A 13927-nucleotide genomic window follows, 5' to 3' on the forward strand; every position below is an offset into this window, starting at 1 on the left:
CGCCCCGGGTTCCGTCAAGACCCGGGAACCGTCCAGCGTCGTCGGGGAGCATGGACGAGTGAGAACCGCCACGCGCTCGACGACCGTTCTTCTGCTCGCGGCCCTGACCCTCACCGCCTGCGCCCCGGCCGCGGCCCCGGCGCCCTCGGCATCCGCTTCGCCCACCGCGACGCCCACCCGCACGCCGACAGCCACTCCCGATCCGCTCGCGGGGATGAGCCTGGCCGACAGGGTGGGGCAGATGTTCATGGTCGGCACCTCGGTCGACGGCGTGAACCCCACGACCCTCGCGGCCGTGCGCGACGATCACGTGGGCGGGATCTTCCTGCACGGAAGATCGGATGCCGGCGCCCAGGCCACCGCGGGACTCATCGGGCAGTTCACCTCGACCGTCGCCGCGGGCGCCCCGGAACTCTGGGTGGCCACCGACCAAGAGGGCGGGACCGTCCAGGTGCTGAAGGGCCCCGGATTCGACCGCATTCCCTCGGCGGTCGAGCAGGCGACCCAGACCGACGCGGCTCTGCGGTCGGCGGCCGCGGCCTGGGGCGCGCAGCTCGCGCAGGCCGGGGTGAACATGAACCTCGCGCCCGTCGCCGACATCGTCACGAGCCCGGAGTTCGCGGCATCCAATCCTCCGATCGGCGCGCTCGCGCGCGAGTACGGCTACGACCGGGCCACGGTCGCCGCGAAGGTCGGGGCGTTCGCCGCGGGCATGCGCGACGGCGGCGTCATGCCCACCCTCAAGCACTTCCCGGGTCTCGGTCACGTCGACGAGAACACCGACACGCGCACGGGCGTGACAGACGACACGGTCACCGCGGACGGCGCCGATGTGGGCGTCTACGACAACGTCCTGCCGCAGGGCGACGCCATCGTCATGATGTCGACCGCCATTTACGCGCAGATCGACCCGGGCGCACCCGCCGCGTTCTCGCCCGCGGTGGTGAACGTGCTGCGCGACCGCGTCGGCTTCGACGGGGTGATCACGGTCGACGACCTCTCAGCCGCCCGGCAGGTGCAGCCGTGGTCGCCCGCAGACCGCGCGACGCTCGCGGTGGACGCCGGTGTCGACCTGCTTCTCGTATCGGCCGACCCCTCGGTGTACCCCGAGATGCGTCAGGCGGTGCTGGCGCGCGCGCAGAGCGACCCCGCCTTCGCCGCGAAGGTGGATGCCGCCGCCCGGCGGATCGTGGAGCAGAAAGCCGCGATGCCGTAGGCCGGTGCGCGGCGCCGCCGCTCGCGGCGCCGCCGACGAGCGCCGAGCCGAAACCAGGCACGAGGAGTCTCGCGCGAGGCGGCGTGCGACGCGGGCGGGCGGACCGAGCTGCATGAGGCGACTGAGGGGGCGGGGCCGCGATAAGCTGAAAGGCTGTGTCTGTCGAACCCGTCATCGTCTACCCGCCCGAGCTGCCCGTCAGCGCCGCGCGGGACGAGATCGCGCGCGCCATCCGCGACCACCAGGTCGTGATCGTCGCCGGCGCGACCGGGTCGGGAAAGACCACGCAGCTGCCCAAGATCTGCCTCGAGCTGGGCCGCACCTCGATCGCTCACACGCAGCCCCGCCGCATCGCGGCCCGCACGATTGCGGAGCGCATCGCCGAAGAGATGCAGGTGCCGCTCGGCTCGACCGTCGGCTACAAGGTGCGCTTCACCGACAAAGTGTCCGCCGACACGCGCGTCGCCCTGGTGACCGACGGCATCCTGCTCAACGAGATCCACCGCGACCGGCTGCTCCGCCGATACGACACGATCATCGTCGACGAGGCGCACGAGCGCTCGCTCAACATCGACTTCCTGCTCGGGTACCTCCGCCGCATCCTGCCGAAGCGCCCCGACCTCAAGGTCATCGTCACCTCGGCGACCATCGACCCCGAGAGTTTCGCGCGCCACTTCGCCGCTCCCCCGGCTCAGCCCGGTGGCGAGCCGGTGCCGGCGCCGGTGATCGAGGTGTCGGGACGGACGTACCCGGTCGAGATCCGGTATCGGCCGGTCGACGGCGACGGCGACGCGGGCGAAACTCCGGAGATTGCGGATGCCGACGACTCCGACGCCCCGTCATCGCGCGGGCGAGGGGCAACCGGCTCGCAGAAAGTCAGGAGTTCTGCACGCCCGGCCGCCAAGCCGGGGCGCTCCGACGACGACGCCGATGAGGTGGGAGCCGTCGTCGCCGCTCTCCGCGAGCTCGACCGCGAGGCCCCGGGCGACGTGCTCGTCTTCTTCCCCGGCGAGGCGGAGATCCGCGACGCGGCGGATGCCATCCGAGGGGCGTATCAGAAGGACACCTCTCCCACCGAGGTGCTCCCCCTCTACGGGCGGCTCTCGGCCGCCGAGCAGCACCGCGTGTTCGAGCGTTCGAGCGTCGCGGGCGTGCGCCGCCGAGTGATCCTCGCCACGAACGTCGCCGAGACGAGTCTCACCGTCCCCGGCATCCGGTACGTCGTCGACACGGGGACGGCGCGCATCTCGCGCTACAGCAACCGCTCGAAGATCCAGCGCCTGCCGATCGAAGCGGTGTCGCAGGCCTCGGCGCAGCAGCGCTCGGGCCGCGCCGGCCGTACCTCACCGGGCGTGGCGATCCGGCTCTACTCTGAGGACGATTTCACGCGTCGCCCGGAGTACACCGAACCCGAGATCCTGCGGACGTCGCTGGCATCCGTCATCCTGCAGATGCTCTCGCTCGGCTTCGGCGACATCCAGGCGTTCCCGTTCCTGACGCCGCCGGACTCGCGGGGCGTGAAGGCGGCGTTCGACCTGCTCGTCGAGCTGGGCGCGGTGAAGCTGCCGGCACCGGGGGCACGCGGGGCCGACACCTCACCGAACCGCGACGTGCGCGGCGACGGCGACCCGTCCCGGCGTGACCGCGGTCGCCGCGCAGACGACGGCCCCCGCCTCACCGAGATCGGTCGTGAAATCGCGCGGCTGCCGATCGACCCACGGTTCGCACGCATGCTCATCGAGGCTCGGCGTAACGACGTGCAATCCGAGGTGCTCGCGATCGTGTCGGGCATGTCGATCCAGGACGTGCGCGAACGGCCCGAGGAGCGACGCGAGGAAGCCGACCGCTTCCACGCGCGGTTCACCGACCCCACCAGCGACTTCCTGTCGCTGCTCAACCTCTGGGACTACCTGCAGCTGAAGCAGGCGGAACTCGGCTCGAGCGCATTCCGGCGTCTGTGCCGCAGCGAGCACCTCAACTACGTGCGCGTGCGCGAGTGGATGGATGTGCATCGGCAGCTGCGGTCGCTCGGCGGCGAGCGCGGGGCGGGCGAGGCGCGCGGCGACGGCGGGCGCGGGCGCGGTTCGAGGAACCATGTCCCACTTATGGCTGGTTCAGACCCCTCCAGGCCACACAAATCGGGACATGGCTCGCACGTATCGGGACACGGTTCGGTCAGCACCGACCAGGGCGACGGCCCCGAGGGCCACGCCGCGGGCGATGCCATTCATCGCGCGATCCTCTCCGGGTTGCTGTCGCACCTCGGCATCCTGGATCCGCGCACGATGGCGCAGGCCAAAGACCGCAAGGCTCCGGGTGACACCCGCCCCACCAAGGGCGAATACATCGGCGCGCGCGGGGCGCGGTTCGCAATCTTCCCCGGGTCCGGGTTGAAGAAGAAGCGCCCCTCGGCGGTCATGGCCGCCGAGCTCGTCGAGACCTCTCGCCTGTTCGCCCGGACGGTCGCCGCCGTCGACCCGGCGTGGGCGGAAGAGCTCGCCCCCGACCTGGTGAAGCGATCGCTGAGCGAGCCGCACTGGTCGAAGGATGCCGGCTCCGCCGCCGCCTATGAGAAGGTCACCCTCTTCGGGGTCGAACTCGTCGGCCGCCGCCGCGTGCAGCTGGCCCGCTTCGACCGGCCGCTCGCGCGCGAGATGTTCGTGCGCCACGCGCTGGTCGAGGGCGAGTGGGACCCCTCGGTGCTCGACAAGCGGCTCACGGCATTCCTCCGCCGCAACCAGGAGCAGCGCCGCCTGCTCGAGAAGATCGAGGAGCGCGAGCGCCGCCGCGACATCCTGATCGGCGACGAAGCGGTCTTCGCGTTCTACAACTCCCGGATCCCCGCCGACGTCACCGATGTGCGCTCGTTCGAGACGTGGTGGAAGGATGCCTCGAACCGCACGCCCCACCTGCTCGACCTGCGCGAGTCCGACCTCACCGGCGACCGCGCCCAGGGCGATGACCGGGCCTTCCCCGCGCGCTGGCGCCAGGGCGATCAGACGCTCAACCTCGCGTACCGCTTCGAGCCGGGCGCGCCCGACGACGGCGTGACGGTGGTCGTGCCGCTGCCGCTGCTCGCACAGCTACGTCCCGACGGCTTCGACTGGCAGGTCCCGGGCATGCGCGACGAGCTGGTCACCGCTCTGCTGCGCGCGCTGCCGAAGACGATCCGCCGCAACGTCGTGCCCGCCGCCGACTGGGCGGAGAAATTCTCGGCCGAACTCGCCGAGAAAGGTCCCGAGCACGCGAACGGCCTGCCGAAGACGACGCTCGTCGACGCCCTCGCCGCCCTCGTGCAGCGCGTGGCGAACCAGCGGGTGAGCGCCGCCGACTTCGAGCTCGAGCGGGTTCCCGGCCACCTCATGCCGTCGTTCCGCGCCGTCGACGCGCGCGGCCGCGCGATCGGTAGCGACCGCGACCTGGCGACCCTGCAGCGCCGTCTCGCCGACAAGGCCCGGTCCAGCGTCGAGTCGACGATCGCCCGCCCGGCGCAGAGAGCCGCGAAAGTCGCCGAGGCCTCCCCCGCCTTCGCGTCGCGGTCGAAGCTGACGACCTGGGATCTCGAGGAACTCACCGACGTCGTCGACACCCCCGTCGCCGGTGGCGTCGTGCGCGGCTACCCCGCCCTGGTCGATGAGGGCGACAGCGTGGCCCTGCGCGTGGAGGCGACCCCCGAAGACGCGGCGCGGCACACGCGGGCCGGCATCCGGCGTCTCCTGCTGCTGGCCGTCCCCTCCCCCGCCACGTACGTGCTCGACCACCTCACCGCGAACGAGAAGCTGGCGCTCGCGGCATCCCCGTACCAGAACGCCAAGGCGCTCATCGAGGATGCGCGTGTCGCCCTGGCCGACGATGTGCTGCTGCGCGAGGCGCCGAGCGGCGTCGTGAGGACGAAGGCGGACTTCGAGCGGGTGCGCGATGCGTTCTCCTCCGTCTCGGTCGACCGCACCTTCCAGAGCGTGTCTCTCGCGGCGAAGATCCTGCTCGCGCAGCGCGAGGTGGACCGCGCGATGAAGGATGCCTCGTCGATCACCCTGCTCGGTGCGCTGAACGACGTGCGCGGCCAGGTGAAGGGGCTGATCTTCCCCGGCTTCCTCTCCCGCACCGGCCTCTCGCGACTGCAGCACCTGCCGCGCTACCTCACGGGAGCGCTCGAACGGGTGAAGACCCTGTCGGACAACCCCGGCCGCGACCGCCAACGCATGACCGAATACGAACGCGCCGCCGCGGGCTTCGTGGATGCCGGAGGGTCGATGCCCCTCCCCGCGGACGCCCCCGCGAACCTCGTGCATACACGCTGGCTGCTCGAGGAACTGCGCGTGAGCCTGTTCGCTCAGCGCCTCGGCACGGCCGAGCCCGTGTCGCCGCAGCGCATCGCGAAGGCGCTGAAGGGCGCGTGAGTCGAATTTAGACTCGCCCGATGGCGATGTCCTCCTACGTGACCTCGATCCGCTCACGGATCGGGTCCGACCTCCTCCTGCTCCCCGGGGTCACCGCGGTGATCCGCGACGGCGAACGGTTCCTCCTCGCCCGGCACCGGCACAGCGGCGCCTGGAGCCTCATCGGGGGCGGGGTGGAACCCGGGGAGGAGCCCTCTGAGGCGCTCCTGCGCGAAGTGCGCGAAGAGACGGGCGCATCGGTCCGGGTGCGCGGCATCGTCGGCGTCTACGGCGGAGAGCCGATGATGGTCACCTATCCGAACGGCGACCGCGTCGGATACGTCACGACCGCGTACGATTGCGAACTGCTCGGCGACGCCGTCGCCGACGGCGAGGAGCTTCTCGAACTCCGGTGGTTCGAGCGGCAGGAGATCACCGCTCTCGATCGCCGTGATTGGATCGACCGCGTGATCGCCGACGCCGCGAAGCTATGAATGAGTCCGCGGTGGTTCGGCGCGCCAGACCGGACGACGCAGATGCGATTGCCGCGCTTCACGCACGGTCTCGGGCGGCCTACTATGGCGACTCGCTCTCCGCGGAGGATGCGGGGCACGACCGCCGCCCGATGTGGCGACGCCTCGTCACAGAGCACGACGCTCTCGTTCTGTGCGCAATCGTTGACGAGGTCATCATCGGCTTCTGCTGCCTGCGACGGGCCGCCGCGGTGAACGAGGTGGAGTTGCAGAGCCTGTACATAGAGCCTGGGCGGTTCGGGACCGGTGTCGCTGAGACGCTGTACGTGTCCTTCGTCGCGGAATGCCGGGGGCGCGCCGCCCGCCTCGAGGTCTGGGACCGCAACGAACGCGCCAAGGCGTTCTACCGCCGGCGCGGTTGGGTCCCCAGCGATCAGACCCGACCCGGCCCCGCCGACACTCCTTTCGTGACGTGGCGACTGCCACCTGAGTCAGACGCCGAGTGACGCCCCCAGGCACGAAGCAGCGTCCTGGGCGCGTCACGCTGGTCGGCGGGGAGCCGCGCCGGCGCGCCCTTCGTGACGTGGCGTCGCCCGCCTGACTCACACTCCGAGTGACGCACCCCAGGCACGCAGCAGCGCCTCGAGCGCGCGACGCTGCTCGGCGTCGAGGCCCGCGAGCAGACGCTGCTCGTTCGCGATGTGGGCGGTGAACGCCTCGTCGATCACGCGGCGTCCGGCCGGCGTCAGGCGGATGACCCGCGCGCGCCCGTCGTCGGCGTCGTCATCGCGCACCACGAGACCGGATGCCAAAAGTCGATCGACGCGCTTGGTCACCGCCCCGCTGGTGACCATCGTGTGGCGCGCGAGCTCGCCCGGCGCCGCGGCGAACGGCTCCCCCGCGCGGCGGAGAGCGGCGAGGATGTCGAACTCCCCCTCACCGAGACCGTAGCGGCGGTAGACGGCGAGCAGCTCGTGGCGCAGGTGGTCGGCGAGACGGTGCAGGCGTCCGATCACCTGCATCGGTGAGACGTCGATGTCGGGGCGTTCGGCCTGCCACTGCGCCGTGAGGGCGTCGACGCGATCGGTCGTCGGGGTCATGGCATCCACTCTATCTTCCGCGGAAAGTACACTGTCTTCCATGGAAACTAAATGGCGCATCGTCGCCGTCACCGCCGTCGCGCCGATCGCGTGGGGTGCGACCTACGTCGTCACGCGACACCTCCTGCCGGCCGACGCACCCCTGTGGGGTGCCGCTCTGCGCGCCCTGCCGGCGGGCCTGCTGCTGGGGGCGCTCGCGCGACGCCGACCCCGAGGGGCGTGGTGGTGGAAGGCACCCGTGCTCGGGATGCTGAACTTCGGCGCCTTCTTCGTGCTCGTCTACGTCGCGGCGCAGCTGTTGCCGTCGTCGATCGCCGCCTCGATCATGGCCCTCGCCCCGCTGGCCCTCGCCGGACTCGCGTGGCCCCTGCTCGCCCAGCGCCCCACGGCGCGCTGGGCCGTCGGCGCAGCCCTCGGCCTCGCGGGGGTCGCTCTCGTGGTGGGCCTCGGCACCGGAGCCGTTCCGCTCGCGGGGGTCGTGGCATCCGCCGTCGCTCTTCTGGCGTCATCGCTGGGTGCGATCCTCACGACCCGCTGGAAAGACGACACGCCCCTCCTGGCGACCACGTCGTGGCAGCTGACCGCGGGCGGTCTCGCCCTGGTCGCCGTCGCCGTGATGGTCGAAGGTGCTCCTCCGACCGTGGATGCCACGGGCCTCGCCGCGTATGTCGGGATCGCGGTGATCGCGACGGCGGTCGCGTTCGTGTGCTGGTTCACCGGACTCCGGCACCTGCCCGCGGGCACCGTGGGACTTATCGGTCTGCTGAACCCGGTGACCGGGGTGCTGCTCGGGGTGGCCGTGGGCGGCGAATCACTCGCGACGCCGCAGGCGCTGGGCATCGTGCTCGTCCTCGTCGCGATCGCCGTGTCGAGCCGGGCGCGGAGCCGCAACCTGCCGCCCCGGGGAGCCCAGGGCGAGAGGCCCGACCCTGCGCAACGGCGCTACGACCGCAGCGATACCTGACCCAGCGCTGCTTCGACGTCGACGACCGCGGTCGCCGAGCTCGAGGTGCGCAAGCGGTTGTCGACTCGGCCGAGGCCGCTGTCGGTCGTGACGTTGTACTCATCGTCGGGCAGGGTGATGTCGGCGGATCCGGCCGTCACCGTGACCTTCGTGCGCGCGGGGGCATCGCCCTGCACCGTCGTGGCCAGACTGCCTCCCGCGACCTCGAACGTCGCGTCCCCGACCCCGGTGAGCGTGCCCGAAGCCGCGCCGCCCGAAACGGAGACGGAGACCGTGCGCACGTCACCGGCGAGATCCACGTCGCCCCCGGCGAGCTGCACGGAGAGTGAGTCGAAGTCGGCGTCGAGCGCGAGGGCGCCACCGGCGACCTCGATGCGCGCGTCGAGGTTCGTCGTGGTCGACAGCCGCGGGAGCAGCAGGGTCGCCGACCCCGCGCTGGTCGACCACCCGATGACGTTCGGCTGCGGGGAGCTCACCCGCAGCGTGGCGCCGTCGCGTTCGAAGGTCCAATCGCCCGTCCCACCCCCGTCGACGTCGAGCTGCGCCTCCGACACGTCGCCATAGGCGATCGTGAGCGAGCCGCCGGCCACGTCGACATCGAGCGCGGTGATCCCGGTCGTCGAGGTCTCGCTCGCCGCGTACGCGCGCCCACTGTCGCGCAGGGTGGCCGCCGCGCTCACTCCCGCCGAAACGACGGTGCCGGCGAGGACGCACGTTCCGACGACGATCGTGGCGAGCGAGACGAAGAAGGGCGTTCCCTGCCGAGGGCCCGGGTTCGGCGGGGTCGAGGGTGCGTGCGAGGTCATGAGATCGCTCCGGTGTGATCGTGGCCCAGGTGCACGAGGGCGGCGATGACGCGGCGGTTGCCGGTCTCGTCCTGCTCGAGGCCGAGCTTGGTGAAGATGGCGGTGATGTACTTCTCGACGCTGGCCTCCGAAACGAAGAGCGCCTGCGCGATGGCCTGATTCGAGCGGCCTTCGGCGATGAGGGCGAGCACCGATCGTTCGCGCTCGGTGAGGCTCTGCAGCCGTTCGTCGCGACGGCGCCGCGCCAGCAGCTGACCGACGACCTCGGGGTCGAGCACGGTCGCTCCCCCGGCGATGCGCGCGACCGTGTCGAGGAAGTCGCGCACGTCGGCGACCCGGTCCTTCAGCAGATACCCGAGCGAGCCCTGCCCGTCGGCGATGAGATCGCTCGCGTACTGCTCCTCGACGTATTGCGACAGGACCAGGACGCACAGCCCCGGATGCCGGGACCTCAGCGCGATCGCCGCGCGAATACCCTCGTCGGTCCAGGTCGGCGGGAGCCGCACGTCGAGGATGCAGAGGTCAGGCGCGGTCTCCGCGACCGCGGCCTCGAGGCCCCCGGCATCCGGGAGAGCCGCGACGACCTCGTGACCGTCGTCGGCGAGCAGGCGGACGAGCCCCTCGCGCAGCAGGACCGAGTCTTCGCAGATCAGGATGCGCACGGAACGTTCACCTCCACCGTGGTCGGACCGCCCTGGGGGCTGTCGATGCGGGCGGTCCCGCCGGCCGCCGTGACGCGGTTGACGATCCCGTCCAGACCGCCGCCGGGAACGATCCGGGCCCCGCCCAGGCCGTCGTCTTCGACCCGGGCCCACAGGGTCGCATCATCGCGCAGTCGCACGAGGACACGGCATCCGGTCGCCCGGGAGTGCTTCGCGGCGTTGGTCAGGGCCTCGGCGATCACGAAGTACACTGCGGCCTCGGCCGGGCGGGAGCACCGGCGCGGAAGGCGCACGTCGAGGGTCACCGGAATGTGGGACCGCGACGCGAGCGCCGAAAGAGCAGCGTCGAGACCTCGATCGTCGAGGACGGAGGCGTGGATGCCGCGGGCGAGCTGCCGCAGTTCGGTGATCGCCGACTTGGTCGAGGCGTGGGCCTCGGCAACGAGGGCTTTCGCGGCCTCGGGGTCGTCGTCGATCTTCGTCTGGGCAAGGCCCAGCGTCATGCCGATCGAGACGAGTCTCGGCTGCACGCCGTCGTGGAGGTCGCGCTCGATGCGGGTGCGCTCGACCTCGGCCGCTCGGACGGCGCCCGCGCGGCGGGTGTCGGAGGCACGCGCCTGCTCCTCGAGCTGCACCTCTCGAGAGGGCACGAGGATGGCGCGGGAGATGAGGCCGTGCAGCACCGCCAGACCCACGACGGCGGCGAGCGAGGCGACGAAGACGAGCAGACCCACGAGGGGTGCGGCGATGCCGTAGAGCGGGAGCAGTCCGAGCAGATTGATGTTCGACCAGCCGAAAAGGGGACTCACCATCACCGCGAGACCCCATGCCGTGAAGCTCGCGACCCCGAGGGTGCTCACCCCGAGGATGGTCGCGATCGCGAACGAAGCGACGGCACGCCACTGCCCCGGGTCGATCGCCTGCAGCCAGATCGTGTCCACCACGCCGAGGAAGCCCGTGCGCGCGCTCCGACGCGGGCGGAGCGCCGGGAGACCGAGACCGTACAGGCCGTCGAGGCGGACGCGCTCGAACCACGCGATCGCGAAGAGGACGTAGACCAGAGCCACGAGGGCGATCACGCCGATCAGCAGGGCGGCGAGGAGCCCCACGCCCGCGCCGAACAAGCCGAACACCCCGCCCAGGACGCCCGGCCCGACGACGCCGAGCGCGGCGAGATGGGCGACCGCACCGGCGATGCGGCCCGGCGAGGCGATCCGCACGCGCGCGGCGAGGGGCTGGTCGGCTCCCGCCGCGGGGGCGGGCTCTGTGCTCGCGGGCGTCGGCGGAGGAGGCGGGAGAACGGATGCCGTGGTCATGTGTTCCACGCTAGAGGCGCGCTCGCGCCGGCACCGCCCGGTCAGCCCCCGCCCGTTTTCGGGTTATCCCGAAAAGCGTCCCGGACACGCGAAGACGCCCCGCCGCAGAAGCGACGGGGCGTCTCACGCACGAGCGTGGATCAACCGCGGGTGCGGTTCTTGTTCCACACGTCGAAGGCCACGGCCAGCAGCAGCACGAGACCCTTGATGAACTGCTGCACGTCGGTCGAGATGCCCATGAGCGACATGCCGTTGTTGAGCACACCCATGACCAGACCACCGGCGATCGCGCCGACCACGCGGCCGACACCACCCTGGACGGCGGCTCCACCGATGAAGGAGGCGGCGATGGCATCCAGCTCGAAGAGGTTTCCCGCGCCGGGACCGGCGGAGTTCAGTCGGCCCGTGAACACGATGCCGGCGAGGGCCGCGAGGACACCCATGTTGACGAACAGCATGAAGTCGACGCGACGGGTGTTGATGCCGGACAGCTTGGCAGCGGTGCGGTTGCCACCCAGCGCGTAGATGTGGCGGCCGAAGACGCTGCGGCTCATGACCGTCGAGTAGCCGATGATGAGCAGCGCCAGGACGACGAGCACGATGGGCGTGCCGCGCGATCCGGGAGCCACACCGAGCAGGTAGGTGAGGTAGGCGATCAGCGCACCGCCACCGATGACCTTGACCAGGAACGCCACCTGCGGCTCGTTCTGCAGCTCGAGCGCGGCGCGCTTCGCGCGCTGGCGAACCTGCGACACGACGAAGAGGACGAGGGTCAGGGCGCCGAGGGCGACCGTAATCCACTCGGCGGGCGAGGTCGCCGCCGGGAACAGGTCGGGGAACAGGTATCCGCCACCGAGCGCGCGGTACTCGGTCGGGAACGGCGTGATCTGCGTGTTGCCCAGGGTCATCTGCGTCAGACCGCGGAAGAGCAGCATGCCCGCGAGGGTCACGATGAACGCCGGGATGCCGATGTAGGCGACCCAGAATCCCTGCCACATGCCGACCACAGCGCCGAGGAGCAGCGAGAGGACGATCCCCAGCCACCAGGGCAGGCCCCACTGGACGATGAGCACACCCGAGACGGCACCGACGAAGGCGGCCACCGAACCGACCGAGAGATCGATGTGACCGGCGATGATGATCATCACCATGCCGATCGCGAGGATCAGGATGTAGCTGTTCTGGACGATGATGTTCGACACGTTGCCCGCGGTGAGCAGACGACCGCCGGTCAGCGCCTGGAAGAGCAGCACGATGACGATCAGCGCGATGAAGATGCCGATCTCGCGCAGGCGCGACGTGAAGAACTGCACGATGCCGCCGGCGCCGTTGCCGGCACCGCCGCCGACGGGACCCTTCGGCGTAGCGGGACCCTGGGGGGTCACGGTGTTGTCAAGCGCTGACATGGTCGGCTTCCTTTTCCTTCGTCATGAGCACCATGAGTGCCTCGGGCGTGGCCTCTTCGATGGGCAGCTGGCCGGTGATGTGGCCTTCGCTGAGGGTGTAGATGCGGTCGCAGATGCCGAGGAGCTCAGGCAGCTCCGAAGAGATGACGAGCACCCCCTTCCCCTGCGCCGCGAGGGAGTTGATGATCGTGTAGATCTCGTATTTGGCGCCCACGTCGATGCCGCGGGTCGGCTCGTCGAGGATGAGCACCTCGGGGTCGGAGTAGAGCCACTGCGAGAGGACGACCTTCTGCTGGTTGCCGCCCGAGAGCTTGCCCACGACCACGTCGACGCTGGGCGCCTTGATGTTCATCGACTTGCGGTAGCGGTTGGCGACGAGGTACTCCTCGTCGCCGTCGACGAACCCGCCCTTGACGAGCTTGCGCATCCCGGCGATCGAGATGTTCCGCTTGATGGTGTCGATGAGGTTGAGCCCTGCGCCCTTGCGGTCTTCGGTGACGTAGGCCAGTCCGCTGCGGATGGCCGCGGGAACCGTCGAGGTGTCGGCCTTCTCGCCGCGGATGTAGACGTTGCCCGAGATGCGCGAGCCGAAGCTCTTGCCGAACACGCTCATCGCGAGCTCGGTGCGCCCCGCGCCCATGAGGCCGGCGATGCCGACGACCTCGCCGGCACGCACGTTCAGGTTGGCCTGGTGGATGACGACGCGGCTCGCGTCGGTCGGGTGACTGACGTTCCAGTCCTCGATGCGCAGGACCTCGTCGCCGATCTCGACGTCGCGGTCGGGGTAGCGGTTCTCGAGCTCTCGGCCCACCATCCCGCGGATGATGCGGTCTTCGCTCGTACCGCCGGTGGCCACGTCGAGCGTCTCGATCGTGCGACCGTCACGGATGATCGTGACCTCGTCGGCGATCGCGCGGATCTCGTTGAGCTTGTGGCTGATGATGATGCAGGTGATGTTCTGACCGCGCAGGTGCCGGATCAGGTCGAGCAGGTGCTCGGAGTCGTCGTCGTTGAGCGCCGCGGTCGGCTCATCGAGGATGAGGAGCTTGACGTCCTTCGACAGTGCCTTGGCGATCTCGACGAGCTGCTGCTTGCCGACGCCGATCTCGTTGACGGGAACGTCGGGGCTGTCGCCCAGACCCACGCGGGCGAGGAGCTTGGCCGCCTCGCGGTTGGTGGCATCCCAGTCGATGAGACCGCGGTTCGTGATCTCGTTGCCGAGGAAGATGTTCTCGGCGATCGAGAGGTAGGGGCTCAGCGCGAGCTCCTGGTGGATGATGACGATGCCGGCCGCTTCGCTGTCGCGGATGTCTTTGAACTCGACGGTGTTGCCGTCGAAGACGATCTCGCCGCGGTAATCGCCCGCGGGGTACACGCCGCTGAGCACCTTCATGAGGGTGGACTTGCCGGCGCCGTTCTCGCCACAGATGGCGTGAACCGTCCCGCGCTCGACGGTCAGCGACACGTCGGCGAGCGCGATGACGCCGGGGAACTCCTTGGTGATCGAGCGCATCTCGAGGATGGTGCTCACGAGGTCCTCCTTGCAGAACCGGCTCGTGGCCGGTCGGAATATGGGGCGGGTGCGGGATGCCGCGGACCCGCGGG

General features: G+C 70.5%; 11 protein-coding genes. 5 read left to right on the forward strand and 6 right to left on the reverse strand.

Features of this window, described 5'->3' with window-relative positions; translation table 11 throughout:
* Window positions 1–58: 58 nt before the first annotated feature.
* The 4 genes from NE358_RS10890 to NE358_RS10905 all read left to right on the forward strand — a co-directional run bounded on the left by NE358_RS10890 (window position 59) and on the right by NE358_RS10905 (window position 6574).
* Window positions 59–1216, forward strand: a complete 1158-nt coding sequence (locus tag NE358_RS10890; protein WP_289938407.1) for a glycoside hydrolase family 3 N-terminal domain-containing protein — start codon at window positions 59–61, stop codon at window positions 1214–1216.
* Window positions 1217–1371: 155 nt separating this feature from the next.
* A complete protein-coding gene (locus tag NE358_RS10895) occupies window positions 1372–5616 on the forward strand; it encodes a DUF3418 domain-containing protein (protein ID WP_289938409.1) in 4245 nt (1414 codons plus the stop codon).
* A gap of 20 nt (window positions 5617–5636) precedes the next feature.
* Window positions 5637–6089: an NUDIX domain-containing protein gene (locus tag NE358_RS10900; protein WP_289938411.1), complete on the forward strand. Its 453-nt coding sequence runs from the start codon at window positions 5637–5639 to the stop codon at window positions 6087–6089.
* Between the two features lie 11 nt (window positions 6090–6100).
* Complete coding sequence (locus NE358_RS10905; RefSeq protein ID WP_289938413.1) at window positions 6101–6574, forward strand: GNAT family N-acetyltransferase; 474 nt, start codon at window positions 6101–6103, stop codon at window positions 6572–6574.
* Window positions 6575–6670: 96 nt separating this feature from the next.
* Here NE358_RS10905 and NE358_RS10910 read toward each other — a convergent pair whose 3' ends face one another.
* The gene (locus NE358_RS10910; protein WP_289938416.1) at window positions 6671–7168 is read right to left on the reverse strand and encodes a MarR family winged helix-turn-helix transcriptional regulator; all 498 of its coding nucleotides are present in this window, start codon (window positions 7166–7168) and stop codon (window positions 6671–6673) included.
* Window positions 7169–7208: 40 nt separating this feature from the next.
* Here NE358_RS10910 and NE358_RS10915 point away from each other — a divergent pair, with 40 nt between their 5' ends.
* Window positions 7209–8132: a DMT family transporter gene (locus tag NE358_RS10915; RefSeq protein WP_289938418.1), complete on the forward strand. Its 924-nt coding sequence runs from the start codon at window positions 7209–7211 to the stop codon at window positions 8130–8132.
* Here the strand turns inward: NE358_RS10915 and NE358_RS10920 are convergent.
* The 5 genes from NE358_RS10920 to mmsA all read right to left on the reverse strand — a co-directional run bounded on the left by NE358_RS10920 (window position 8111) and on the right by mmsA (window position 13853).
* A complete protein-coding gene (locus tag NE358_RS10920; RefSeq protein ID WP_289938420.1) occupies window positions 8111–8938 on the reverse strand; it encodes a hypothetical protein in 828 nt (275 codons plus the stop codon). The two genes, NE358_RS10915 and NE358_RS10920, sit on opposite strands and share 22 nt — an antisense overlap.
* Complete coding sequence (locus NE358_RS10925; protein ID WP_289938423.1) at window positions 8935–9600, reverse strand: LuxR C-terminal-related transcriptional regulator; 666 nt, start codon at window positions 9598–9600, stop codon at window positions 8935–8937. The genes NE358_RS10920 and NE358_RS10925 overlap by 4 nt, the downstream gene beginning before the upstream one ends.
* A complete protein-coding gene (locus tag NE358_RS10930) occupies window positions 9588–10916 on the reverse strand; it encodes a sensor histidine kinase (protein ID WP_103206350.1) in 1329 nt (442 codons plus the stop codon). Before NE358_RS10930 ends, NE358_RS10925 begins: the two co-directional genes overlap by 13 nt.
* 140 nt (window positions 10917–11056) lie before the next feature.
* Window positions 11057–12322: a multiple monosaccharide ABC transporter permease gene (gene mmsB, locus NE358_RS10935; RefSeq protein WP_289938428.1), complete on the reverse strand. Its 1266-nt coding sequence runs from the start codon at window positions 12320–12322 to the stop codon at window positions 11057–11059.
* The gene (gene mmsA, locus NE358_RS10940; protein WP_499317806.1) at window positions 12309–13853 is read right to left on the reverse strand and encodes a multiple monosaccharide ABC transporter ATP-binding protein; all 1545 of its coding nucleotides are present in this window, start codon (window positions 13851–13853) and stop codon (window positions 12309–12311) included. Before mmsA ends, mmsB begins: the two co-directional genes overlap by 14 nt.
* Window positions 13854–13927 lie beyond the last annotated feature (74 nt).

It is taken from the genome of Sphingomonas sp. G5 (assembly GCF_052660795.1).